At 37.2% G+C, this 25259-nt stretch carries 16 protein-coding genes and 1 tRNA gene; 8 read left to right on the top strand and 9 right to left on the bottom strand.

What is annotated here, in order from left to right; translation table 11 throughout:
* Nucleotides 1-35: 35 nt before the first annotated feature.
* Nucleotides 36-1520 (bottom strand): amidase, encoded by a 1485-nt coding sequence (locus tag LEP1GSC049_RS209505; RefSeq protein ID WP_004768499.1) that lies wholly within the window; start codon nt 1518-1520, stop codon nt 36-38.
* Between the two features lie 153 nt (nt 1521-1673).
* On the opposite strand from LEP1GSC049_RS209505, the gene LEP1GSC049_RS209510 reads away from it, so the two are divergent.
* Complete coding sequence (locus tag LEP1GSC049_RS209510) at nt 1674-2636, top strand: ankyrin repeat domain-containing protein (RefSeq protein ID WP_004750343.1); 963 nt, start codon at nt 1674-1676, stop codon at nt 2634-2636.
* 1063 nt (nt 2637-3699) lie between these two features.
* On the opposite strand, the gene LEP1GSC049_RS209515 is transcribed toward LEP1GSC049_RS209510, so the two are convergent.
* Together LEP1GSC049_RS209515 and LEP1GSC049_RS209520 are read right to left on the bottom strand one after the other, a co-directional pair.
* Nucleotides 3700-4419, bottom strand: a complete 720-nt coding sequence (locus tag LEP1GSC049_RS209515) for a carbon-nitrogen hydrolase family protein (protein WP_004760878.1) — start codon at nt 4417-4419, stop codon at nt 3700-3702.
* 15 nt (nt 4420-4434) lie between these two features.
* Nucleotides 4435-6273 (bottom strand): hypothetical protein, encoded by a 1839-nt coding sequence (locus LEP1GSC049_RS209520; protein WP_004750401.1) that lies wholly within the window; start codon nt 6271-6273, stop codon nt 4435-4437.
* Nucleotides 6274-6385: 112 nt separating this feature from the next.
* Here LEP1GSC049_RS209520 and LEP1GSC049_RS01925 point away from each other — a divergent pair, with 112 nt between their 5' ends.
* Both LEP1GSC049_RS01925 and LEP1GSC049_RS209525 read left to right on the top strand, forming a co-directional pair.
* Nucleotides 6386-6754: an STAS domain-containing protein gene (locus LEP1GSC049_RS01925; RefSeq protein ID WP_004750765.1), complete on the top strand. Its 369-nt coding sequence runs from the start codon at nt 6386-6388 to the stop codon at nt 6752-6754.
* Complete coding sequence (locus LEP1GSC049_RS209525) at nt 6751-7491, top strand: LA_1326/LA_4305 family lipoprotein (protein WP_004750429.1); 741 nt, start codon at nt 6751-6753, stop codon at nt 7489-7491. The genes LEP1GSC049_RS01925 and LEP1GSC049_RS209525 overlap by 4 nt, the downstream gene beginning before the upstream one ends.
* A gap of 657 nt (nt 7492-8148) precedes the next feature.
* Here the strand turns inward: LEP1GSC049_RS209525 and ileS are convergent.
* From ileS to LEP1GSC049_RS209545, 4 genes are all read right to left on the bottom strand, one after another.
* Entirely contained in the window at nt 8149-10893 is a 2745-nt protein-coding gene (ileS, locus tag LEP1GSC049_RS209530; RefSeq protein ID WP_004750666.1) for an isoleucine--tRNA ligase, read from the bottom strand.
* Between the two features lie 7 nt (nt 10894-10900).
* Nucleotides 10901-11554 (bottom strand): leucine-rich repeat domain-containing protein, encoded by a 654-nt coding sequence (locus LEP1GSC049_RS209535; RefSeq protein WP_004759233.1) that lies wholly within the window; start codon nt 11552-11554, stop codon nt 10901-10903.
* A gap of 15 nt (nt 11555-11569) precedes the next feature.
* A complete protein-coding gene (gene purL / locus LEP1GSC049_RS209540; RefSeq protein WP_004763472.1) occupies nt 11570-13807 on the bottom strand; it encodes a phosphoribosylformylglycinamidine synthase subunit PurL in 2238 nt (745 codons plus the stop codon).
* A 776-nt stretch (nt 13808-14583) separates the two neighbouring features.
* A complete protein-coding gene (locus LEP1GSC049_RS209545) occupies nt 14584-15960 on the bottom strand; it encodes a protein-disulfide reductase DsbD family protein (protein WP_004768437.1) in 1377 nt (458 codons plus the stop codon).
* Between the two features lie 872 nt (nt 15961-16832).
* Between LEP1GSC049_RS209545 and LEP1GSC049_RS209550 the strand changes: the two genes are divergently transcribed.
* Nucleotides 16833-17552: a hypothetical protein gene (locus LEP1GSC049_RS209550; RefSeq protein ID WP_004750352.1), complete on the top strand. Its 720-nt coding sequence runs from the start codon at nt 16833-16835 to the stop codon at nt 17550-17552.
* A gap of 282 nt (nt 17553-17834) precedes the next feature.
* On the opposite strand, the gene glnA is transcribed toward LEP1GSC049_RS209550, so the two are convergent.
* On the bottom strand, nt 17835-19256 hold the full coding sequence (gene glnA / locus LEP1GSC049_RS209555; RefSeq protein ID WP_004760800.1) for a type I glutamate--ammonia ligase: 1422 nt from the start codon (nt 19254-19256) through the stop codon (nt 17835-17837).
* Nucleotides 19257-19581: 325 nt separating this feature from the next.
* Here glnA and LEP1GSC049_RS209560 point away from each other — a divergent pair, with 325 nt between their 5' ends.
* The 4 genes from LEP1GSC049_RS209560 (at nt 19582) to LEP1GSC049_RS209575 (ending at nt 22305) form a co-directional block, all read left to right on the top strand.
* A complete protein-coding gene (locus tag LEP1GSC049_RS209560; protein ID WP_004759252.1) occupies nt 19582-20874 on the top strand; it encodes a hypothetical protein in 1293 nt (430 codons plus the stop codon).
* A gap of 60 nt (nt 20875-20934) precedes the next feature.
* Nucleotides 20935-21008: transfer RNA gene (locus LEP1GSC049_RS209565), tRNA-Met, on the top strand.
* A gap of 16 nt (nt 21009-21024) precedes the next feature.
* The gene (locus tag LEP1GSC049_RS209570; RefSeq protein WP_016748069.1) at nt 21025-21318 is read left to right on the top strand and encodes a Cys-rich protein; all 294 of its coding nucleotides are present in this window, start codon (nt 21025-21027) and stop codon (nt 21316-21318) included.
* A 456-nt stretch (nt 21319-21774) separates the two neighbouring features.
* Complete coding sequence (locus LEP1GSC049_RS209575) at nt 21775-22305, top strand: DUF1564 domain-containing protein (protein WP_016561136.1); 531 nt, start codon at nt 21775-21777, stop codon at nt 22303-22305.
* A gap of 120 nt (nt 22306-22425) precedes the next feature.
* Here LEP1GSC049_RS209575 and LEP1GSC049_RS209580 read toward each other — a convergent pair whose 3' ends face one another.
* Nucleotides 22426-25200, bottom strand: a complete 2775-nt coding sequence (locus LEP1GSC049_RS209580) for a chromosome segregation SMC family protein (RefSeq protein WP_004750379.1) — start codon at nt 25198-25200, stop codon at nt 22426-22428.
* Nucleotides 25201-25259 lie beyond the last annotated feature (59 nt).

Below are 25259 nucleotides of genomic sequence, written 5' to 3'. Positions count from 1 at the left end.
CTAAAAACGAAAACCTATAATCATTTTCTTATCATTCATTTATGATTCGACCAAGGAACCGCTTTTTCCAATTGAGAACCGAGACGAAATAAAATATCTTCTCTTCTTCTAGCCGCAGTAAATAGAAGACCTAAGGGAAGTCGATCACTCGTCTGACTCAGAGGAATTGAAACAGAAGGTTGACCTGTAAGATTAGCGAGTTGAGTAAATGGAGTTCTAGAAAGACTTTTTTCCACGAGTTCATCCACAAGCCCGGAAATAAGTAAAGTTTTTCCTAAACCAAGATGACCAACTATTTGCATCGCTATCTTTTCGCCTAACTTAGGTTCTAATTCACCTATTTTAGAAGGAGGCATGGCAGTCGTAGGAGTTAAATAAACGTCGTAGGTTTCGTGAAAGGTTTCCATTACAAGAGCGGCCTTATCCCATTCTTGTAAATTAAGAACAAACTCACCCGCAGAAATAGTTCTACCTAAAAGACCTAAAATCCAAGTAACAGGTTCAACGTCTCTCATTCTAACCTTACGTCCGAGTATCGTTTCTAAGTTCTTTAACTGGGCAGCAACTTCACCGAAATACATCATGATAAAAGATCTTCCGATCGCCTTACCGTCGATAGGTGCGTCTTTTTCTTCTACCTTATGACCGAGAGAATGCAGTAGTTTTGCTGTTTGAATGACGGATTCCACACAATCCGGATGTACCTCGGTTCCGATCGGAGATTGAGTGGAAAAAGCGATCCTGAGTTTGCCAGTAGATTTTTTAGTCTCAGAAAGATAATTCGTTCTCGGTTCCTCAAAAGAAAAAGCTCCCGACTTTTCAATTCCGCATAACGCATCTAAAAAAGCCGCGCTATCTCTCACGGATCTAGAAAGGACATGATCCACGGAAGCACCCTGCCAAAATCTACCAAAATTAGGACCTACCGGAGTTCTTCCTCGAGTAGGTTTCAAACCGAACAAACCACAGTAACCAGCGGGAATTCGGATCGATCCCCCACCGTCAGAAGCGGTTGCAACCGGAACCATTCCGGAAGCGACCGCAGCCGCAGATCCGCCGGAAGAACCACCCGGAGTTCTTTCTAGGTTCCAAGGATTTCGGGTCGGACCGTATAACTTAGGTTCTGTGATTCCCATAAGAGCAAATTCGGGAACGTTCGTTTGTCCTAAAAAAATAGTTCCTGTTTTACGAAGCCTTTTTACAAATTCAGAATCATCGGGCGAAATATAATTTCGAAACGCTTTAGAACCGCAGGTCAAAGGAGCGCCTCTAATTGCGTGAACCATATCTTTTACAAGAATCGGAACTCCTTTAAAAAGACCGTCCGGAAGTTTAGACTTTGAAATTTTTTTTGCTTCTTCGTAAAAACGGGTAATTACTGCATTGAGTCCGGGATTTATGGTTTCAATTCTTTGGATGGCAGATTCGACTAGTTCAATGGGATGAACTGATTTTTTTCGGACCAAAGCAGCCAGTCCCATAGCGTCGTAATATGTATATTCCGGAATAGGTTGAGACATAGGAAAACTCCGAATACGATTTAGGAACCTTAAAAAGAAAAGAGGGTCAAGATAAAAAGGAAGTTTTTAAGATTCCTGTAAAAAAGAAGTTCCCAAAATGTGGATATACACGTCGCAAAAAATTCGATTTAATTGTTATACGAGTATCTTACGATGACTTCCAAAATTCATAACATTCCCTACTTTTTTTTAATGGTTCCGTTTTTTCTATTGGCTGATCCAATTTTGGATAACGAATTTCTAAGATCCGTTCAAGAAGGAGATCCTAAAAAAACACAACTTTTAATCCAAGCGGGAGCATCCGTAGACGCAACCGATTCCAGAGGAAAAACGGCTCTGATGCTTGCAGATCACAGACCGGAAGTCGCCGAGGTTCTCATACGCGCCGGAGCAAACGTAAACGCACAGGATAAGGATGGAAATTCCGTATTAATGGAAAGTTTATCCGGGCTTTTGGACGTAAAAGTATTAGATATAGACGATCTCGCCGTTCCCAAACGATTGATCGAATCCGGGGCCAAGTTGGAATACATTTCTAAAATTAGCGAGAACAAGACAGTTTCCGTATCAATTCTAAATGTGGCCATTCGTCGTGGGAATTTAGTATTGGTACAGTTTTTAGTGGATAATCACGCGGACGTAAACTTTGACAAAGGAAATCCGGAAGAATTCCCGCTCTTTCTTGCATGTGGAGCCGGTTCTTCTACTGCTAATTTTGCAATCGTAGAATTTCTTCTGAAAAACAACGCGAAACCAGATTACACAAGTCGTCTTCATGAAAAAAATCAAGACGGTAAACAAGTCCAAGTGGGAGTAGACAACGCTCTTCATTTTCTCTCAGAAGAATCCAATATAGACCCAAGAATTCCGGAACTTCTGATAAAAAGTGGAACAAATTTAAATCATAGAAATGCGGAAGGGATCACTCCTTTATTAAAGTCCATACTAAAAAAGAGAATCTCCCTATCCGAAAAATTACTCGAACTCGGAGCCGATCCGAACATTGCGGACATACAAGGAAGAACTCCATTGGAAGAAGTAAGAAAACAAAAATTGACGGACTTAGAAAGTTTGATTCTGAAAAAAATTGGAATAAACGAGAAAATTTCTCAATAATAGTTTTTAAGAGTGATTTCCATAAAATCCTAATATAATTTAACGTAAGTTCGTCGTAAAAAATGAGAAAGAATTTTCTAAAAGTATGAGTTCCTACATTTTGTGAAATGAAAGTATCTCCCTTTATTGGCATCTAGAAAGTTTTAGGACAGCTCTTGATAAGGATTTTTTAAAACATATTCCAAAATGAAAAACCCACTCTAAAACTCCTAAAATGTAGGAACTATTACATTTTATAAAAAATTTATTCTGACTTTTTAAACAGAACAAATACAGATTATTTTAAAGTTTCAATGCTTAGATTCTTAACGTTCAGTTTCAAAATTTTTGATTTTATATTCATATATTCCCATTGAACCGTAAATCCTTTCTCATAGCTACCTAAGTAACGCGAGTTCGACATAAGAAAACTGTGGCGATCCGGCTTGCCACAGGCAGCCGGTTAGGCTCTTTAGTTCTGGTCAATAAATTGCATGCAGGAAACATAATACAACAATCGTCTTTAGATTCAATTTCAAACGCGACCTGCAGAGCGATGCATTGAGTTTGAGGAGAGCGTTTTGCTTTAGTTCTTTAACGCGATCCATAGAGAGCCGTTCTGCTTTAGTTTTCCCGCATCGATCCCTTTCGCGTTAGGCCAAACTCACGTTAAGTAGTCTGCAACGCCACAATGCCATTGGAATTCATATGATGAACCGTCTCATCATAGTTTATAATTTCTAAACCGTTGTAAAGTTGCATAAGATTGTCTACTTTTCCATTCAAATAAAAATTTACAAACTTAGATCTGTTTACAACGCCCAAGTCAAGAATCGGATTTCTACTTTGATTCGAAATCTTCACTTTAAATTCGATAGAAGTTTGGTTTGAATTAATTTATCCTTAAAAAAAGATACAGAGTTTTCAACGGAAATTGAATTATCCATTGTAGAACAAGATACGTTCAAAATCATAAATAAAACCCAAAGACAATCAATTCGATAAAAGATTCGCATTTAACCTTCTTTATCACTTGTCCAACAACAAAAGAATCTATAATCTTATATTTAGATATTATAAAAATCTAAAATAACCCGTTAACGCCGTTAATCATTACGGTTTTGATAACTTCTTTGTCTTTTTCAGACTCGGCCACCTTCCAATTAATACCGGAAGAAGTGGACAAAAGGCTTCTACCAACACAACTACGACCGAGAGCCGAACCCACTCCGCCAATTCTAGCGATAAAAATATCATATTCGGAAGAAAGTCTAACGTAACGTTCCAAATCCTGAGCGTGAGTAGAATCGGCTTCTAAAGTAAAATCTATGTGAAAAAGTAAATTTACGTTTTGAGATTTTAATTCTTTCAAACGGTCCATATTCTGGATTTCTTTTCCGGCCACGATCCCAAAACGAAAACCTCCCATAATAAAAATCGTTTCTGAGTCTCCGACAGAAGCAGAATTTTCTTCCGGAAAAAATTCCCTTTTATCGTACCAGTCCACGATCATTAAGTCTTGAACAATCGGAATACCGATCCTCAGTATTCCGGAAGAATCCTTCCTAAACATGGAACCGCCGATAATTATACCTTTATAATATTCAGAAATTTGCAATATTTCGTCTGATAGAATCTTGGATTTATCAAAAAGATTTTCGGGAGAAGAATATAAATCGTAAAACGGAAAAAATTCTGGTAAAAGTAAAAAGTCAGACTTTTCCTTAGAAAGTTTCGACTTCTGTTCGTTCGAAACAGGACGGTTGATATGTTTTTGAAAAAGTGTGACCTTTGCGGACGCCAAAATAAAATCTGCCTTTTAATCTTCTAAAATAGAAGGGTCAATACCTAAAGAATCCGAATCTAGTTTTTCGGCAATTCCCATCGACTCGGCCCCATCCCCAGCTGCAGGAACTCCTAAGTCCGATTCTCCAGAAGAAGGTTGCTCCGTTTTAATTCCAAATTCCTTTTCCATCTCTTCCGGAGAAAGCTCAGTCACGCCTCCAAACAAGTCTCCGTTTTCAAGACGACCAGCAAACGCAATTGCAAAACAATACGATTCCATGATACACTGTTTGATCGGTTTTTTATTCAACCTTCTCTTAGCTTCCATCATGTCCAAGGTTATAATATCTTCCATGTTGGTTACGATTTCTTTTTTGGATTTCATATCCGCGATGAGTTTTTCCAAAATTTCCGCTGTCTTTTCCACAAACTCTTTAACGGTAACTCGAACATTTCTAGACTGTTGACTTCTTTTTGTCTCTAAGGCAGTGGTTTTTTTAGAGGCCTCGATATAATTGGCCCCTGGATTCTTAAGGTGATTCTTTAGTTCTTTATAATATTGATCATAAATCCGGAACTGTTCGATAGAAGCTCTTGTAGTTTCGTAGTGATCGATCATTTTCTCTCTATAATCCACCTTGGCTCCGTTTACGATCGTAGGTTTTATATCTATCTTTTTAGTGGTCATCACAAAAGAATATTCTGTGTCGAACTCTTTAAAAAAGAGCCAGGTTAAAAACGCTTTATCTGCGGAAGGAATTACTTCGTATTCCCCTCTTGGATCGTGTTTTTTACGAAGCTGATCTAGGGGAAGCATTCTCATCAGTTTCAAACCATATTTGAGTTCTTTACTGAGAGAATCTTCCGGATTGTTTTCCTCTTTTTTTTCTTCTACGGGAGCATTTTCTTCCGGAGTAGCACCTCCAGAAATTTCATCTAATTCTTCTCCTTGTTGTCTATGACCCGGTTTTTCTTCGGGAAGAATTCCCAAGACCGCTTCCATCGAATTACTTAAGAGAGGAATATTTTTATTTTCGTTTCTAAGAACCACCAGATAAAATTTTTCGAATAGAGTTCCAAATAGATAATCGAACTCTTGAAGAGCACGTTTTTTCTTAGTATTATAAATGGTGGTAGGTTTTCCTTCTAGTTTTTCTAGAGCGGAATATCCTAGATTGATGGCCTTAACATAACTTCCTTGAAACGGATAAACATAGTATAATTTTCTAAAAATGGAATACAATGGATCTCTGACTCTAGAAATCGCAACGGGCAGATCCGGAGCAGCGTTATGCGGTTCTATTATTTGATTTACTTCTTCATTATCGTAAATCTTATGCATTCTTCCTAAAAGTTCGATATAAATCGGATTTTGAGCGTCTAGTTCTTTAGCGATTTTACCAGCATAAGCAGGATTTCCAAGTATATCGTTTCCTACAAAGTTCAATTCTAAAAGGGATTTTTTACCGGAAAGATTAAACTCGGATAAAAAAGAAGGTAATAAATCGGAAGAAGAAAATCCCGTAACTCTACCCATCCAACATTTCAATCGAACAGAAAGACGATTGATAAAATTTCCCATTTCGTCTTCGATCGCCTTTCTGTCTTTAGGATTTGGACCTTTAGAAACCGATCCACCTCTTGCCGAAGAGGCACCGGAACGAGTAGATCCAGAACCTTTTCCACCTGCTTGACTTCTCTGACCTTGTCGAATGTTAGGTTGCCTACCGGACGCAGATTCTTCTTTTTTAGGATCCTTTTCATTGATAACTTTTCCACCGGCAGATTGGAATTTATTAAACATTTCTTTTCTGGCTTTATCATCCAGATTGTTAACACCGATAGAACGTTTTGTTTTATCAAACTCTGCCATATTCAATCCTTGCGTCTTAGTTCAAATTTACAGTTCTAAGAAATAAATCAAGAAAGTTACTACTTCATTTTACTTCTTGACAGACCTTTCTTCCAGGTGTTTTTTCGATCTGATGCTAATCCGAAGCGAGATACGAGAGAATCATATCGTTCTTACGGTTCTTGAAGATATTCTCATGGATAACTCTAGGGATTTTCATTCTGAATTTGAAGAATCTATGAAAACCGGAAATCCCGAAATCATCAGCTTTTTTTTAGGAAAGGTTAAATTCATAGACTCCTCAGGGATTGGTATCATTATTAAAGTAAGAAATCAAGTCCGTGAAAAAAACGGAATCGTTAACATTTTCGGTCTGAATAAGTCCCTAAATTCGGTGTTTCGGTTATCTGGTTTAGATAAAATCGTGAACCTTTATACCAGCGAAGAGTTTCTAAGTAAGTATCCTATTTTTCAAGAGTTTATAGATCAAAATTCCAAATGAAACATACATTCAAATTTTCCTTTTTAATTTTTATCTTTTGGTTCGTTCAGTGTTCTTGGGTTCAGGAAAGGAATTCTTTTTTTTGGCCAACCAATCGAAATTTAATTTATAACTCCGAGGAGGTAGCTTACTTTCACATTTCACCTTCCAAAGTAGAATTGTTCGAAACCCTAATCGCACCTGGGCCTTTCACCCATCCTACTCAACTCACTCCCGAACAATGGAAAGATCTTTTAGGAAATCTAAAGTATATTAAAAAATCCTCACTTGGTTTTTTTACCGATTACACTTTTTCGGACGGAGAATTAGAAGTCATCGCAAAAGATTTACCCTATGTTTTAAAATCTCTACCGGAAAATAAAATACTCGTATTGATTTCAAAATACGACGACGTTCAATCCGTCATATCCTTAGAAGAAAGAACCACCGCTCTCATTTGGGGAGAAAAAGACAAGATCAACCTAGTCTTTGGTAAAATCAAAAGAGAAATCGTAGATAAATCAGTCGGCTTGGACTTTGCACTTTGGACCGATATAAAAGCAATCAGTCTCGCTCACATATCCGATGGTACTGAGATAGCGGACAACGGAACCGTACAATTTCAAACGGTTCGAAATATTCCGAATCGGAAATGGGTAATTTTTAATTCGGAACAACTGGATCAATATAAGTTTAAACCTAGAAAAAGAAACGAAATCCGTAAACTTACGGATGAAAACGACCGCCCAGGTGGTTGATTTTTGTTAAACGACATCGATTTTTAAATTCTTTAGAAAACCATACAATAGAGTTTAGATTTCTTAAAATTTTGTTCTTTTATTGAGATTTATTTCAAAATTCATCATATTCTATTTTATAGAAATCCGTTAGAACAAAGTAGCGTTTAATTTAAATTCAAATGAGAAAGTTTCTTCTACAGAATCTAAAAAAATAGTGATCCAATCAAATTTTTATAGTAAATCTTCGTTTTACGGATGACTTTTACAAAAATGAAATAATTTATTTTTATATAAATTCTGTTTATTATGGCTTTTAACTCTAGGTTTAAGAATCATAATTTAACGTAAGTGATTCGTTTTATAAAAACTTAATTTTCCCATAAAAAATAAATGTTTAAAAATTTGTAATGCAATTTAATCTGTGGGCTCTACCATAAAAAAACATCTAAACTTGTAAGAATTCCCACAGTTTCAAGATCAACCTGTAAAATCGTAATCTGCGGTAGTTTCCACAATTAGAATTATGCCTAGTTTAAAACACTGAAGATAGAATTATAAACCATATCTTACAAAACATAATACAATTTTAATGTATTTCAAAATGTTACCAACGGATATGTCTTTCAAAGAAAAGCAATATCTGTTTCTACCGCCTGTTCCTGAATGTGTAGAGATTTAACCTATAACAGACTTACAACGACCGCAGAGATCCCCTTCTTTAGAAAGTTCCTCCGTGTGTCTCCAACAACGGGGACATTCTACTTGAACCGGCTTTAAAACTTTTACGGAAAATTTTTCGTTTTCATAAAAGGATAAAACATCCAAACCAGGGTTTTTCTCGTGAACTTGAGAAACTACAAAAAGAATTTCTAATGTTTCTTTTGGCAAGATTCTAGTTAAGTTCGTTCCGTTCTTAGAAACGATTTCCAAACCGGCTTCAAGAGACTTACCCAACTTATTTTCTTGTCTTGCAATTTCTAGAGCTTTCTGAACAACTTCTCTCGCTTGTAACACAGATTCGAACTTATCTTCTAAGTTCTGATTCTTCCAAAATTTTAAATCGGGAAAATTCTGTAAAAATACGGAATCTTTTTTTCCATTGGAAGCCCATACTTCTTCGGCGGTAAAACTGAGAATCGGCGCCGTAATAATACATAAGGTTTCTAGAATATACTGAAGTGCCGTTGCAGAAGATCTTCTAGTTTTGGAATTTCTATCGTCGCAGTACATTCTATCTCGGATCATATCAAAATAATCCTGGGATAAAGTTACCGTACAAAATAAAATCAACTTCTGATAAATCTGATGAAATTGATAAACTTCGTAACTCGCAACCGCGTCTTCCACAAATTGAGATAGTTTAGAAAGATAAAATCGATCCAATTCTTCCAATTCTTCAAAAGGAAGATTTTGTTCTGAAGTATGACCGTCCAAATTTCCCAAAAGATAACGAAACGTATTTCGAATCTTACGATACTGCTCGGAGACGATTTTTAAAGATTCTTTACCTACTTTAATATCGTCTCTGAAATCTAAGGAACTGATCCACAAACGAAGAATATCTGCTCCATAAATTTGAATGACGTCCGTAGTAGGATCGATTCCGTTTCCGAGAGACTTAGACATGGGATGACCTTTTTCGTCCAAAACGTAACCGTGAGTCAAAACTGTCTTATACGGAGGAATTCCTCTAAGAGCCATAGAAGGCCAAAGGGAAGACTGAAACCAACCCCTATGTTGATCCGAACCTTCGAAATATAGATCCGCGGGAGGTTCGTTTTTACGTTCACCTAACACCGCAAAGCTGGAAACACCCGAATCGAACCAAACGTCTAAAATATCGTTTCCTTTTTTAAAGGAACCACTTCCACATTTTCCGCATTTGGTTCCAGGAGGAAGAAGATCCGCTGCCTTTTCGGAATACCAGATTTCGATTCCTTTTTCTCGCACCATCTTTGTAAAGAATTGGATCGAGACATCATTGATATGAGTCTGCCCACAAGATTCACAAGTGAACGCCGGAATCGGAACTCCCCAATTTCTTTGACGAGACAAACACCAATCGGGTCTTGTTTCCACCATAGAACGAATCCGAGTGATTCCCCAAGAAGGAATCCATTGAACGCCGTCTATCGCAGATAGTGATTTTTCGCGCAACTCGTTAAAATCTATTTTGAAAAACCATTGAGGGGTAGCACGGAAGATCAGAGGTTTTTTACTTCTCCAACTATGAGGATAAGAATGTTCAAACTCGCTATGATGTAGAAGTAAACCCTTGTCTTTTAAAAGTTGAATGATCTCCGGATTTGCATCGAAAACTTTTTTTCCCTGCATCAAAGGAAATTCGTCTGTATATCTTCCGTAATCGTCCACAGGAGAAAACGGCTCCAGTCCAGCAGCCAAACCTACTTTGTAGTCATCTTGACCATGTCCTGGAGCAGTATGAACACAACCAGTTCCAGCGTCCAGAGTTACGTGATCTCCAAATAAAGAGATGGAAATACGATCCATAAAAGGATGTTGAAATTTAAGAACGGAAAGTTCATCCGAAGAAATCGACTTTACCTTGTTAAGCGAAACTCCGGTTGCGGAGGTTACACTTTCCGCAAGACCATCCGCAAGAATGAGTTCCTCTCCGGACTCCGTTTTAAAAAAAGAATATTCAATTTTTCTGTTAAAGCAAATTCCAAGATTTGCAGGAAGTGTCCAAGGAGTTGTGGTCCAGATCAGACAGAATTTTTTTTGTTCCCCTACAATCGGAAATTTTACGTAGATAGAGGGAGAAACGTGAGGATAATATTCTATTTCCGCCTCCGCGTGAGCGGTAGCTAAATCGATCGACCAATAGACAGGTTTTTTACCTCGATAGACGTAACCTTTCTGAAAAAGTTCTCCAAATACCTCTACGATTTTCGCCTCAAAATCGGGGGACATCGTTTTATAAATTCTATCTTCTTCCCAAAAACATAAAAATCGACTTAGATCCTCTCCTTGTTTTCCTACAAATTCTTCCGCATAATTCCTACAAAGTCGTCTCAATTCTTCGGGTCCGGTTTCACGCGCCTTCTTACCTAAATTTTTTAAAACCTGAACCTCGATCGGAAGACCGTGACAGTCCCAACCAGGAATCATGTCTGCATAAAAACCAGCTAACGATTTGGATTTAACGATAATGTCTTTCACGATCTTATTGAGTGAGTGTCCAAGGTGAAAATTTCCGTTCGCATACGGTGGACCATCGTGAAGAACAAATTCTTTTTTCCCCTTTCTTTGCTCTTTCATTTTACGGAAGATTTGTCCCGACTTCCAAGATTGTATTTGAGCCGGTTCTCTTTTGGCCAGATCTGCTTTCATTGGAAATTCGGTTTTTGGAAGAAGAACTGTGGAAGAATAAGGATTTTCTTTTTGGGTTTCGCTCATAATTGTATCAATAGTCTATCTTTGTATTTGGGAGAATCGCCTGTAGTTTGTCGGCATCCTCTCCCTTTAATGAAGTTTTTTTAATATTCAATCTTTTTAAACGATTCAGATTTTTCAGCTTGTTATAGTTGGAAGGAAGCGTTTTGATCCCGGAGTTCAAATTTAGATCCAATTCCTCCAAACTAGAAAGAGAAGCCAAAATTTCGACATCCGTTTCGGTCAACGTAAGTTTATTCTGATCCAAATATAAGATTTTGATCAAAGGTAGAAACAAAAGTTCCGAAGGCAGAAAAGCAAAATCGTTATTTCCCACAAGCAACACTTTCAAATTCTTTAATTTAGAAAAAGAAGATGGAATCGTAGCCAAATCGTTTCCGAAAAGATTGATTTGTTCCAGATTTTTACAGGTTCCGATCCAATCGGGAAGAGAATTCAAACTGTTCAAACGTAAATCCAGCTGAGTCAAATTCGGGAAGGAGCAAATTCCTTCTGGAATCGAAGTTAACTTTTGCATTCCTAAATCTAAAATTTGAACCGATTCCGATTTTCTTTTTGCTTCTTCTAGAATTTCTACCGCATTTTTTTTACAATCGATCCCAAAAATCGAAATCCAAAAAAAGAAATAGATCCTAAAGATTTTTTTTAAAAATAGGAAATTCATTGGTTTAACCCTTTTTTATAATGCGAAAACCGCCTCTAAACCTTTTTCATAAGATTCGCTCAATTCTTGGATAGAAATTTTAATCTCGGCGTCTTTAATTTCTAAAACTCCGGAAGAATTTGTTTTTCCTATCGGATAAAACTTTAATCCGCAAGCTTCGGTCTGTCTACGAATCTCCTCTTTCGATAGCGATTCAAATCCTATCAAAACCGTCGTCGAACTTTCTCCGAAAAGGGTCAAATCCAATCGATTCCGTCTAAGAGCCGTTAGGTCAGATTCGATTCCTAGGCCCGAAAAAAGGACCGTTTTAGAAAGTGCTACCGCAATTCCTCCCAAAGAAAGATCTCTCGCGGATTTTAAAATTCCATTTTCATTCAAGGAAAGCACTAGTTTACAAAGTTCTAATTCTTCTTTGATATCCAACTCGGGAATACTTCCGTTGACTTGACCGTGGATTTTTTTTAAGTATTCACTTCCTCCTAAAGAAGGGCGAAAATTCCCCAGAACCGCAAGCTCAATCCCGACTTCTTTCGGAAAATTGAATATAACTTTTTTCTTATCTTGTAAAATTCCCACCATACCAATGGTAGGAGTTGGAAAAATCGGACCTTCCGGAGATTCGTTGTAAAAAGATACGTTGCCTCCCGTCACAGGAAGTCCCAGAAAACGGCAAGCGTCCCCCATTCCTCGAATACATTCAGAAAACATATAATAATTTTCTGGAATATAAGGATTTGCGAAATTAAGATTATTGGTCACTCCGTAAGGAGTTGCACCGGTCACATACACGTTTCGAGCCGCCTCACATACCGCAAACTCAGCGCCTTTATAAGGATCCAAATACGTATATCTAGAATTACAATCGGTTGCGGTCGCAAGCGCCTTATTTGTATCCGGAATAGCAGAAAGTCCTCCGTCCAAACCGGGACCGATGAGTTTTACTAAACCGACTTCGCTATCGTATTGTTCCGTGATCGGTTTCCTGGAACACACGTTCCAAGAGGAAAGGATTTTGAGTAATATTTCTTTTGAATTTGCACCCTTGGTCGCGTCGGAAATCCCATCCGGTTTCCAAGTTTTGACCATATCTAAATAAGAAGGACGTTTAGTTTCTCTTTCGTAACGTGGAGCTCCGCCACCTAACACAAGTGATTCGGCGGGAATTTTAGCTTTTAGTTCTCCGCCCATATAAACTTCGATCATTCCGTCCGCTGTAACTTCTCCGATCTTGACCGCGTTTAAATTCCATTTTTCGAATATAGATACGAGTTCCGTTTCTTTTCCTTTTTTTGGTACAACCAACATTCTTTCTTGAGATTCGGATAACATCGCTTCGTATGCATTCATTCCGGTTTCTCTAAAGGGGACTAGATCTAGATCGATCCTCATTCCGGTTTTTCCTTTGGCACTCATTTCGGAAGTGGCACAAGAAATTCCGGCGGCACCCATGTCTTGGATTCCTACAAGAAGTCCTTTTTGAATCGCTTCTAAACTTGCCTCCATCAATAGTTTTTCCATAAATGGATCACCTACTTGCACCGCAGATCGTTTGGATTCGGATTCTTTAGAAAGATCCTTGGATGCAAAAGAAGCTCCGTGAATTCCATCTCTTCCGGTAGTAGCTCCTACGATGTAAACAGAGTTACCAACTTGCCCACCTGTGGTCGCACTCGCCATCTGATCGTGACGCACAATCCCAACGGTCATTGCGTTTACGAGTGGATTTTTGGAAAAACATTCATCTATAAAGAGTTCTCCTCCCGACACTGCGATTCCAAGTGAATTTCCATAGTCTCCGATTCCTTTTACCGCACGGGAAAGTAGATATTTATTTCTAGGTTCATCTGGATTTCCAAAACGAAGTGAATTTAGAGATACAATCGGACGAGCACCCATCGTAAAAATATCCCTCATAATTCCACCTACACCGGTCGCTGCTCCTTGATACGGTTCTACAGCCGTAGGATGATTATGACTTTCTATTTTGAAAACCACTGCTAAACCGTCGCCTATATCCATCGCCCCAGCGTTTTCTTCTCCTGCTTTTGCAAGTAATTTATCCGAGGTTGTCGGAAGAGTTTTTAATTTTAGAATCGAGTTTTTATAAGAGCAATGTTCCGACCACATAGCGGAAAAAATTCCTAGTTCGGTAGAATTTGGAACTCTTTCTAAAATTTCCTGAATCTTTTGAAATTCTTCTTTGGTAAGCCCGTGATCCAGGGCGTCTTCTAAGGAAACGGCATCTTTTTCCATCGTTTGTCAGTATTTTTTCTAAGTCGCACTCTGAAAATCAAATATTCCGTAAAATTCGGGCGTAGTTACGACCAAATTTTAGTTCGTGGTTTTGCGAAGTATCAGAATACTATCGTGAACTTGTTTTAAAAGTTAGAATGTGGGATCTACCACAAAAAGCCCAAAATCTGAGTTAGGCGTAAATTTTTGAGAACTTCTATATCCTTGATAAAATTGCTCGTTCATTTTTGGTATTATTTTCATACGTCCGAGTAGTAAAATGAGAACAAGTCTGTTAAATTCTGAACTTGTAAGAGTTCCCACAGTTTAAAAAACAAAGCGTCTTTTATCAAAAAACGACTGTAAATCTATGTAACGTAAATTAGATCCATTGATTGAAACAAAAATCTTCCAGATTTTTAGAATTTAACTTTTTCAACCAGATCCATTTCGTCGGAACAAGTTAAAAATAAAACACTTTAAAGAATCGTCATAAATCTAAATAACACGAGTTCAGTATAACCAATGCGTAAAACGATTATTATGCGCGATCCATAGAGAGCAGCACCTGAGTTTACTAATCCCCCACTATGGAATTTTCAACAACCCTATTATTTATAGTTTATTCAAAACTATATAAAAAAATACTAATGTTTATACTCAAACAAGCTTTTACGACAAAAATCCGTGGTATTCTATATTACATAAGTTTTAATCAATAAAATCAACTTACTACACAAAATCGCAGTTATACGATCTTCACTAAATTAAAAATTCACTGTTATAAATTTGGACCTTTAAAGTTGTTTTAAGATTTGAATCATAGTAGAAGTGTCTTGATAATCCGTGTTTTTATATAAAAGATTTCCATCGGCGTCTAAGATCACAAAAAACGGGAGGCCTATTTTTAATTCCTCAAAACGAGAATCGTTTGCATACATTTCAAAAATAGGATCTTGGTCTTTGATTTTTAAAAGAACAGCACCTTGCAAAGCATCGTTCAAAGCGGAATCGTTTTGAGTAAGTTCCTCAAACGTTTTACAGTTTGTACACCAATCAGCATAAAAATCAATGAACACTTTTTTTCCAGTCTCTGTTCCTTCCGCATAAGCTTTAGAAGGAATTCGATGCCAAGAAAGATTTCCTTTCGTTTCCATTTCTATCACGGAAGTGGAATTAACTCTTCCCAGACTATATGTCAGTAAAACTACAAGTCCTACAGCGGACAATACGACCCCTCCTAAAAAGAGAGTTTTCTTCATTTTCACATAACGATTCCACTCATTTGGAAGAAGAAAATAGAGACAAAAAAGTAAAAACAAAATTCCAAACGCAGCCAAAGGAATGGAAGAATCCGGAATTCCCCAACCAGAAAGAGATTTTTGAAAATACGTATAAGAAAAGTATAATACGAATATTCCTAAAATCCATTGAACCCAACGCATCCATTTTCCTGATTTTGGCAGACTCAAACCAAAAACGCCTATCATTAAAAAAGGAAAACCTAAGCCGATTCCAAACAAAAACATCTTAAAAGAAGCAAGAAACACGGAACCGATCGATATTATACCAACCCCCGCGGTGATCTGCAAAAGAATCGCTACCACAACCGGTCCCACACAAGGAGAAGAAAGAAGTCCCGCTCCCATCCCTAGTAAAAATGTTCCACCACAACCTTGTCCCGTCTTTACTTCTTTAGATCTAAAAAAAGGAAGATGAATCAGATCCAATGATCCCAGTGCCAATAAAAAAATCAAAATGGAAAGCCCTAGATTCACGATAGGATAACGTAGAATAACGTTAAACGCTCCTCCACTAAAACCTGCAATCAACCCGAAACAAGAATAAGTTGCAACCAAACCAAGATAATAAATCGCAGGGTGAAGAATTTTTGGAGAACCCTCTCCTCTGGCTCTTACGATTCCCACTGTAATCGGATACAAAGGATAAACACAAGGCAATAGGCTTGCCAAAATTCCACCCATCACCAGAATCCATCCGGTTGTTGGGCCTTCGCCGGAAATACCTTCTACAACCGTTTTTCTCAGAGACTCGGAAACGGCCTCTGCAGAAATAGGAAAAATACATCCAAATACACTGATGTTTAAAATCAAAAAACGGATTAGAAAATTCTTATATATTAAAATTTTAGACAACACGAATGAAAAGACCAAAAAGAAATCTGGTTCCGAGAACTATGCTTCAATTAAAAAACCTGAGGTCAACCTCATTCCCATCAAAGTAATTTCCGAACTCGTAGTTTAGACTTGGAGCCATTTCAAAAAATTCTTTTTTTAGTCGGAGAACCCAATGATCTATAACCTCAAGTATCAAAGTACATCTTGGAAAATATTAGGAACAAAATGAAATAAAATCGTAAATTTAGAGTTTTCTAGTAAATATCTTAAGTCGCAGTAGTTCCCACAGATGACCGTCTTATGTCCGATTTTTAGATACGATCCGATGTTACTACGAACGCATAAAAAAACGGCGCTGAAAATGAACGGTGGATGTTTGGAAAAATCTAGAAGTTCTTATAAATTGCATCGATCCTGATATTTACTACAAATTCGGACTAAGAAATCCGTTTTATATTAGGTCAATTTTTTCGTAAAAAAATAGATGTGGGAACTCTCACAAATTGTGGATTTACCAGTTAAACTTTGAAAATTGGGAACTACTACAAAAAGAATCATCGTTCAATCAGATTGTTACACAAAACCGCTGTTTTACGGCCATCATCAAAATTTAAATCCTACTTAACGTGAGTTCGGCCGGAGAAAAAATTTTCCAAAAGTATGAGTTCCTACAATTATTTGTAAAATCGTGGTTTGCAGCAGTTACTACATCATTTTACAAACAAACCTAAGTTTTATGTGAGTTCCCACTCGATGATCGTAAGGTTCAGATTCCAACTTTTTTTCAGAATCATGGTTTTCTTACGCCCTTGTTTACGTTAATTTCAGGAAATTCAACTCAAAAACTCTTTTGTTTTCTAAGATTCCATTCTCACCTAAAAATCGAAATTTGCCGAAAATTATTTTGAATGCGCGTGGGAATAATCAAATCAATCTATTGTATTTTATTTGGAATACTTTTGAGCGCTCCGATTTCGCCAGAAATAGACTTAGATTACAACTACGAGTACGAGAAAAACGGTCCTTATACTAAATTCTCCGATTGGGTACCTTATAAACTTCATAAATGGGAACCAAAATTTTTAGAAGACTATTACCAACTCTATGGTCTCAAACTTCACTACGGTGAAAACGAACTTAGAAGGAACATCTACTTTTTAAAGACAGGACTTAAGAAACGGTTCAGACATCCTAAAAACGCTCTTTGTCCCGTTAAAGACGAAGACGAATATTATAAATATCGCAACCTTCTTTTTATGCACATGAATCTTCAGATTATGCGTTCTTATATGAGGATCGCCTCTCAATTTGATAAGCGACATTTATATTTTTATAATCTAGATTTCGCATACGACTTAAACCGTTCTTTCGAAGTGGCCGACGGTTTTTATAAAGAGGCAATTCCCTATTGGAAAGAAGCTCAAAAATACGCCGATCGTTCTTCTGAAATCGATTCCGATCTGGATTTAGGAACAATAGAAACGGAACGTTATGAAATCATTACAGGCAAATTGGATTTCGGAACGATCATCGAGGACCATCTTTCCCGTTTGGAGAAAAAAAGAAAAACCGTCCAAGAATATTTAGCCCAACACCCAGACGCCAACAAACCTCTTCTAGAACAGTAAGACGAAACCTTGTCGTAACTCCGACGATTTTTTAGTGAAACGCTCGACCCTGACGAGTGAGGCACTGAGTTCGGGCCCTTGTGGGAAGTTTTCGGAAATTTTCACCTAACATAAAATTAACATTTTGTAAAGTAAAATCCCCATAAACAATCTTGTCGTAACTCCGACAAAACCCTAACACATAAAAAAAGCCCGAGAAGACTCGGGCTTTTAAAGTTCCATTTCGATTCGAAAATTTCCAAGAACACTTCCCAAAAAGGAGCGCCTAAAAATTGACTTGAATCAGCAGGAATAAGTAGTCAAAAATTCGAACGGATGAGGTCTACCTTCCCAAGGCCAAATTTCCGTTTCAAACTTATACGCTTTATAAGTCTGAATGAACTCTTCCGTAAACACGTCACCTTTTTTCAGAAACTCTTTATCAAGAAGCATATGTTCCACAGACTCTCTAAGAGTATGAGGCATTTGCTGAATTCCTTTTTCACGGATTTCATCCAGAGAAAGTTCAAAAAGATCTTCCTCACGAGGAGGTCCCGGATCGATTTTCTTTTGAACCCCGTCTATACCCGCCATAAGCATCGCCGCAAAAGCAAGATAAGGATTGGCGGAAGAATCAGGAAAACGGAATTCAACTCTTCTCGCCTTGTCTCCGTTTACGAAAGGAATTCTACAAGAAGCAGAACGGTTCTGAGCCGAATAGGCTAAAATAGAAGGTGCTTCAAAACCAGGAAGAAGTCTCTTATAAGAATTTGTAGAAGCATTTGTAAACGCAGCGCAAGACTTAGCGTGAGAAAGAACCCCACCGATATAATGCATAGCAGTATCGCTTAAATTTTGATAACCTTTACCTGCAAAAAGATTCACACCGTTTTTCCAAATGGATTGGTGACAGTGCATACCGTTACCATTGTCTCCATAAAGAGGCTTTGGCATAAAAGTAGCCGTTTTACCGTATTTATGAGCGACCATCTTTACGACGTATTTTAACTTTTGAACGTTATCCGCCGCTTCAATCAAAGTGCCAAACTTGACACCAATTTCACCCTGACCTTGAGCGACTTCGTGGTGAACTACGAAAGTTTCCATGCCGATCTGGTGAAGAGTTTTCACAATGTCCGCTCTCAAATCCACTTGGGAATCAACTGGAGCTACCGGAAAATAGCCTCCCTTAGTACCAGGGCGGTGACCGGTATTTGTAGAACCAGGAAAATCAGTATGAGAATTCCAAATCCCTTCAGAAGAATCGATCTCATAATATTGAACGTTGATCGCGTCTCTTACTTTGATATTATCAAAGATAAAAAATTCATTTTCAGGTCCGAAATAAGCGGTATCTGCAAGACCAGAAGATTCAAGATATTTGAGGGCTTTTTTTGCGATAGATCTAGGACATTTTTCGTAAAGTGCACCTTTATAAATATCGAATACGTCACAGAAAACTACAAGTGTAGAATCGGCAGTAAAAGGATCTAAAAAGATCGCACTTGTATCCGGAATCAATTGCATATCGGATCTATCGATCGGTTGCCAAGCTGGAATGGAACTTCCGTCAAACGGTAAGCCTTTGAAAGAATCTTCGTTAATGGAACCGGCGTGATATGATACGTGGTGCCAAGCTCCTTTGATATCCGTAAAACGGAAATCATAGAATAGAACGTTATTCGCCTTTGCATAGGCAATAACTTCACTAGGTGTTCTGGACATTCTGTTCTCCTAATTGTTTTCGATTATAATCATGAATCTCTAATTCAAACGTAGAGTCGTTTACATTTTTTGTGCAAATATTGTACCAATGAATTGAAATTCGATGTTTTTCAAGAAAAAGAGAGAAGCTCTCTTTTTACTCTGTTTCAAGATCGAATTCGGAATCAAAGTAAAATTCCTTGAAAGACAGGCAAGCTCTAAAATACACTACGGTTGCAGATTTTATCGTTTTTACAGTTCCATTGGCAACTAGCACAAATTTCGTACAGCACCCGTACCGATAATTTACATTCTGCATAAATATTATTCAGTGTTTGAGAAACTCATGAGACAAATTCATCTTCTAACCGAAACGGAATTCAAACAAAGATTCGATCGAGAAACACTCGAATCTTTGTTTGAAAATTCTCATCCATCCGCTTTGAAAGAATTTTCGATCCAATTAAAAATCTGGGCCCAAGAAAAAAATGCAAAATACTGGATCGAATTCCCGGATTCTATTTTTGATAAGATACAACTTCGGAAGTCCGAAAAGACGTCTTTTCGTTCTATCTCTCGACTTGGAGAAATCACATCCAAGTTTCCATCTAAAATTTTTCCAGCGTATGTTTGGGGGGAATCGTTTCACTTTCCATTTATTTCGAACGAACCCACAGTAGTTTCTAAAATCGCAAAAATAGAAGATACAATAGAACAAATTTGCAAAAGAAAAAATCAAAAAATAAGAAACACTTCCATATTCAAACTTGAATTTCAAATTTTATCCGAGGATATTTTAGATCTGGAAAAGATATTAGAATCTCCGATCCCAGAAAATTTTACGGAAAAGATATTAGAAAAACAAGAAGGACTTTTTTTAATTACTCCTAAATTAAACGGAGTTCAAAGTCTTTTTGCAATTTATCTATTCTCCAACGTTTCCGAAAAAATTAAATTCAATTTTTCTAAACTAATTATCGATCTTTCCGAAAGTAGGGAAATTCTACCGACTTTACTCTACCGTTCCGGCGCGATCATTTCTGCAATAGATTTTGAAAACTCTCCTAGTTTTATCAAAGACGAAAACGGAAATTTTTCCTCTTTAGAAATTTCCGTTCCGCCTTGGTTGAGCCCCTCATTTTTATTTTTGGTTTTAGATTCCATTTTTTTAGATGTCCGTGAAAATTTAGATCTGGATCTAAAAATTCCTACCTCCTTTCCTAGTTTCCAAAGAAACGAATCTTGGAGAGAACTCACCGAACATAGATTCGCCTCTCGAATTTCTAGACACGTAGGAGAAGAAGAATCCTTTTTTCATTCTATTCTTCAAAATGAATATGATATGGCTAAAAACGTTCTTCTTTCTATTTTAGAAAACAAAAAGAAAGAATTAGAAGAGTTAGAAATTCCGGAACTCTTGAATCGTTTGAAGTCAGTTCAAGAGTTACTAACGATTCCTTTAGATGAAAACGTTCAAAAAGACTGGAAGTTGATTCAAACCGAAATTTCAAATTCACTTTTGGAAAAATGGAAAGAAAAGAAAGAATTAGAAAATCAAAAAATAGTAGAGGTTTTTTCGGTCTCCGCTTGGAAAATTCTGTTTGAAATTTGGAAATCTCAGGTCGGAAGGAAACCTTGACAATGCAATTCCCTCGAAAAAAATAGCACTGGAACCGATTGAATCGGGTCCCAACAAAGCGGCGACGTAGCTCAGCTGGTTAGAGCAACGGAATCATAATCCGCAGGTCCGGGGTTCGAATCCCTGCGTCGCTAATCGTTTCAAAGGAGAATGACGTTGAAACATTTCTTTCTATTGATTCTTTCTTTTCTAATTTTAGCAGGTTCTTCTCTATCTGCTCAATCCGCGTCTTGTAATGAAGTTTGCGGTTTTTATTCTGGCTGTGTGGATCAAAACGCGCCTAGAAAACTCAGCGCCGAAGAAAAAAACAAAGTAAAAACCGGTTGCCTCAATTCGTGTAAAAAACACAGCGCCGCCGTTATAGCTTGTTTTGAGAATCATAAGAGTCAGTGTAAACCGTTTAACGAGTGTATCGTAAGCACTTACAACACGAATAAAAAATAAACACTACACAAAACTTCTAGAATATAAGAAGTTTTTAATTTTTCTGAAAAGAGCGGAATTTTCCGCTCTTTTTTTATTCTGGCTCAGAACGATATAATAAAGCATCTAATAGTTTATACTTTAATAATAGAATTGTTGAAAATTCTGTAGTGGGATTAGCAAAACTGCTTCAGTGCAATAGAAAGCAGATGGAGGATTCATTTTTCAACAACTCTAATGTGAATCCGGCTGCCACAGCATTGTCGGACGGGGCTTCTTTAGCTTTTGGTCAATAAATTGCATACCGGAAGTATTATACAATATATCTAAAACGTACTCATAGTGGAGTTGTTGCACCTGAGTTTTTTATTCGCCCAGATTTTCAACCACCAAACTCACGTTAAAATATTTTGTTTTCTTTTAAATTTTTTTTCTATAAATCGCTCCGTTTAGAAAGGTCGAAGAACCGTTTCTGGTATGGATATTCTTTTATTAGATGACGGTCAAAAAATTGAGTCTGCTTTGGTAGAAAATGCTGTTGGTACGGATTCTCTTTTGGTGCCGAATGATTATTGGAATCGTTTGAACTCGCAAGAAAGAAAAGCCCTTCGGGGCAAACTTCCCATTTTATTGAGAAAATATTCTAAACAGATCGCCTCGATGAAACGTCTTCATTACAAGGCGGGTAAAATCAAATACAATCGGGGCGTTGGTAAGATGAAGAAGTTTAGCATTCGGGTTCATACCGGGGTTTGGTCGACCTTGGGTGTGTTGGCTGCGGCTCATGGGGTTTCGAGGTGTTATCTTTTTAATTATATGCTCTGGTTGGAGGAGCTTGGTGGGAAGGAGGATTTTTTTGTGAAAACTTTGAACCAAGGAGTTCCTAGTTTTCACTGGACTTACAAAATGATTTGGAAGATTGACAGGAGACAAAATCTCATTTCGAGAGAACTAAAACTCGAACCAAACCCAATGACAAATAGATACCCATACTATTTAACTTCATAAGTTCCGTATAACAAGTATTACACGCAGAAATCACGTTATCTAAAAATTAGCCTGAATTTTTTTGCGATGTTCTAGCATAAACTTATACAAACAAACGATCCCAAAAAATAAAAACGAACTCTAAACCACCGCTTCCGTTACCTTCTCTGCAATGGAAGAAGCCTCGTCCAACTTTAAAGAAAGAATTCTAGAAATCCCCGGCTCTTCATTTGTAACCCCAAAAAGAGAATTGGCTCTGTTGATCGTAGACTGAGCGTGAGTGATGACTATAAACTGAGACTTGTCTTTGAACTTATCCAAGATCTGACAAAATCTAAGTTTATTCGCTTCGTCTAACGCAGCATCTATCTCATCCAGAAAACAAAATGGAGAAGGTTTGACCATATAAATCGCAAAAAGTAATGCGATCGCTGTCATTGATTTTTCACCACCTGATAAAAGTCTTAGATTTTGAACGTGTTTTCCGGGAGGTTCGGCCATAATTTCAATTCCAGCATTGAGGCTATCTTCGTTTTCAGTCAGTTCTAAGATCGCCCGTCCTCCGTTGAAAAGTGTGGAAAATGTTTCCTGAAAATTTTCCCGGATCTTTTCAAACGTCTCACGGAATAATTTTTCCGATTCTTCGTTAATTCTCCCAAGAACCTCTTCTACGTCTGCTTTGGATTTTTCTATATCTTCTTTTTGCACACGATGGTGTTCGTAGATTTCTTTTACACTTCTATACTCTTCGATAGAAAGAGGATTGATCGAACCAAGCATTTGAATGTCGGATTTTAATTTTTTTAGTTTTACTTCTTCTTTTGTTCTTTCCAAATTTCGATTTTGAAATTCGGAAACGAGTTCCTGTTCAGAAATAGAATAATCGTTATAAAGTTCTTCGGTAAAAGAATCGATCTGTACCTTTAAACCGGAAACGGTTCTTTCTTTTTCTGTTAAGACCGGGATCAGATTTTTAAAATCGTCCTGATTTTTTTGTATGTCGTGTTTCAGATTTTGAATCTCTTTCAAAATATTTCTAAGAGATTCTTTTTCGGACTCCAAAGCACGACTCATATCTAAAAATTCATTGTAGCTAGATTCGATCTGTTGTTCTAATTCGGAAACTTCCTTTTCAAATTCTTGTTTTTTAGAAATCACATTCTGGATAGAATCCTTTGCATTTTGAATTCTTTTTTCGATCTCCTCTTTTCTAAGTTGAATCGATTTACAAATTTCTAATCTAGAATTTTTTTCGGAACTAAGCTCTAAAACTTTTTTTTCTAGAAATACAGTTTGTTCCTTATTGGCTTCTAAACTTTCCCTCAAGGATTCTATTTTTAAACCGGAATCTTTGATACTTCTAGTCAGATTTTCGTTTTCTAAAATCAAATCTTCGATCTGTTGATCTAAAGTTTCCTTTCTGGATAAAAATCCGTCCCGATCAAAAAGAATGTTTCGAATCATATCTTCTAAATGAACAAACTCTTCTAGTTTAGATTGAACTTCACCTAATTGTAAGGTTTCTAGAAAGATGGCTATCTTGGATTTTTCGGAAAATTCTAAATTCCTTTTCAACTCTTCTAGTTGAACGGAATATTCTGATATTTTAGAAAGTAAGAATTCTTTTAATTCTTTTCTTCTATTTTCCGTATCGATGGCTTCTTTCTTTCTAGATTCAAGTTGGCTAATGAGTTCAAAAATGACTTCTTTGAGTTTTTCACGAAGTTCATTGTGAGACTTATCGTTGGTTGCGATCCTAGATTCTTTTTCAAGAACGGAAAGATTTTCGTCCTCGATTTGTTTTTCAAGTCCGGATTTAGAATCTTTTAGTTTTTGAATCTCTTCTTGAAGGAGTTCTATTTCTCCTTCCAATTCGAAACATTCTTTTTGAATTCTTTCCAAATCGATGACGAGTAAACTCAATGAAGATTCTTCTCCGTTCAAGGTCTCCGTCATCTCCGAGATTCTTTCTTCGTATTCTAAAATGATCTGTTTATTTTTTTCTATTTTCTCTTTTTGGATTTTTGTTTGAGACAGATGATCGTATAACTTTTTATCGATTTCGGAAACCCTCTTTTCAATTTCCGATTTATCTTTTTCTAATATTTCAATTCTACCGGTTTCTTCCCCGATTGTATCTAATAAAATTTGATTTTTATCTTTGATCCCCTGAAGTTCCTCTTCAGAAGCTTTTAACTTTTTGGTAAGAGTGGAAAATTTCAGATAACGTATTATTTTATCCGTTTCGTCTAACTCGGATTTCAGTTTAAAATAAGCTTCCGCTTTCTCCGCTTGTTTTTCTTTGATTTCCATTTCTTTTTTCATGGAACCCATGATGTCTTGAATACGGAGTAAATTCTGTTTTGTGTCTTCTAAACGTTTAAGCGCTTCTTGACGTTCTACCTTGAATCTGGAAATTCCAGCGGCTTCTTCAAAAATCAGTCTTCTTTCTTCCGGTTTAGAATGTAAAATCCGATCCACTTTACCTTGTTCCATGATCGAATAAGAAGACTTACCGATCCCGGTATCCATCAGAAGTTTTTCTACGTCCTTTCTTTGAACGCGAGAATCGTTGATACAATATTCGTTGTTTCCATCCATGTAAAGACGACGAGTCATCTTTACCGTCGGATAATCCATTTTGATGAGTTTGGAAGAATTATCGAAGATAACGGATACCTCCGCATAACCCGCCGGTTTACGCGCTTCGGAACCGTGAAAAATCACGTCGTCCATTTTGTCTCCGCGAAGTCCTTTGGCTGACTTTTCTCCAAAGACCCATTTTACAGCGTCTACGATATTCGACTTACCACTTCCGTTCGGACCTACGACCGCCGTAAATCCTGGATCGAGTAAAATTTCGGTTTCGTCCGCGAACGTTTTGAATCCAACAATATTCAGACTTTTTAAATACATAGTTTTTATGTTTTTTCATTTCCGGATGTTCCGGAAAATGTTTCCAATTGACCAGATTT

This window comes from Leptospira kirschneri serovar Cynopteri str. 3522 CT (genome assembly GCF_000243695.2).
Lineage (GTDB): Bacteria > Spirochaetota > Leptospiria > Leptospirales > Leptospiraceae > Leptospira > Leptospira kirschneri.
The sequence above is the reverse complement of the archived record's forward strand: the minus strand, read 5'-3'. Positions and strand labels throughout refer to the sequence as shown.

Excerpts from the sequence above, each read along its gene's own strand:
- LEP1GSC049_RS209560 (WP_004759252.1), top strand. The coding sequence starts at position 19,582 with ATGAGACAAATTCATCTTCTAACCGAAACGGAATTCAAACAAAGATTC.
- LEP1GSC049_RS209510 (WP_004750343.1), top strand. The coding sequence starts at position 1,674 with ATGACTTCCAAAATTCATAACATTCCCTACTTTTTTTTAATGGTTCCG.
- glnA (WP_004760800.1), bottom strand. The coding sequence starts at position 19,256 with ATGTCCAGAACACCTAGTGAAGTTATTGCCTATGCAAAGGCGAATAAC.
- LEP1GSC049_RS209580 (WP_004750379.1), bottom strand. The coding sequence starts at position 25,200 with ATGTATTTAAAAAGTCTGAATATTGTTGGATTCAAAACGTTCGCGGAC.
- LEP1GSC049_RS209550 (WP_004750352.1), top strand. The coding sequence starts at position 16,833 with ATGCGCGTGGGAATAATCAAATCAATCTATTGTATTTTATTTGGAATA.
- purL (WP_004763472.1), bottom strand. The coding sequence starts at position 13,807 with ATGGAAAAAGATGCCGTTTCCTTAGAAGACGCCCTGGATCACGGGCTT.
- LEP1GSC049_RS209575 (WP_016561136.1), top strand. The coding sequence starts at position 21,775 with ATGGATATTCTTTTATTAGATGACGGTCAAAAAATTGAGTCTGCTTTG.
- LEP1GSC049_RS01925 (WP_004750765.1), top strand. The coding sequence starts at position 6,386 with ATGCTAATCCGAAGCGAGATACGAGAGAATCATATCGTTCTTACGGTT.
- LEP1GSC049_RS209505 (WP_004768499.1), bottom strand. The coding sequence starts at position 1,520 with ATGTCTCAACCTATTCCGGAATATACATATTACGACGCTATGGGACTG.
- LEP1GSC049_RS209525 (WP_004750429.1), top strand. The coding sequence starts at position 6,751 with ATGAAACATACATTCAAATTTTCCTTTTTAATTTTTATCTTTTGGTTC.
- LEP1GSC049_RS209570 (WP_016748069.1), top strand. The coding sequence starts at position 21,025 with ATGACGTTGAAACATTTCTTTCTATTGATTCTTTCTTTTCTAATTTTA.
- LEP1GSC049_RS209535 (WP_004759233.1), bottom strand. The coding sequence starts at position 11,554 with ATGAATTTCCTATTTTTAAAAAAAATCTTTAGGATCTATTTCTTTTTT.
- LEP1GSC049_RS209520 (WP_004750401.1), bottom strand. The coding sequence starts at position 6,273 with ATGGCAGAGTTTGATAAAACAAAACGTTCTATCGGTGTTAACAATCTG.
- ileS (WP_004750666.1), bottom strand. The coding sequence starts at position 10,893 with ATGAGCGAAACCCAAAAAGAAAATCCTTATTCTTCCACAGTTCTTCTT.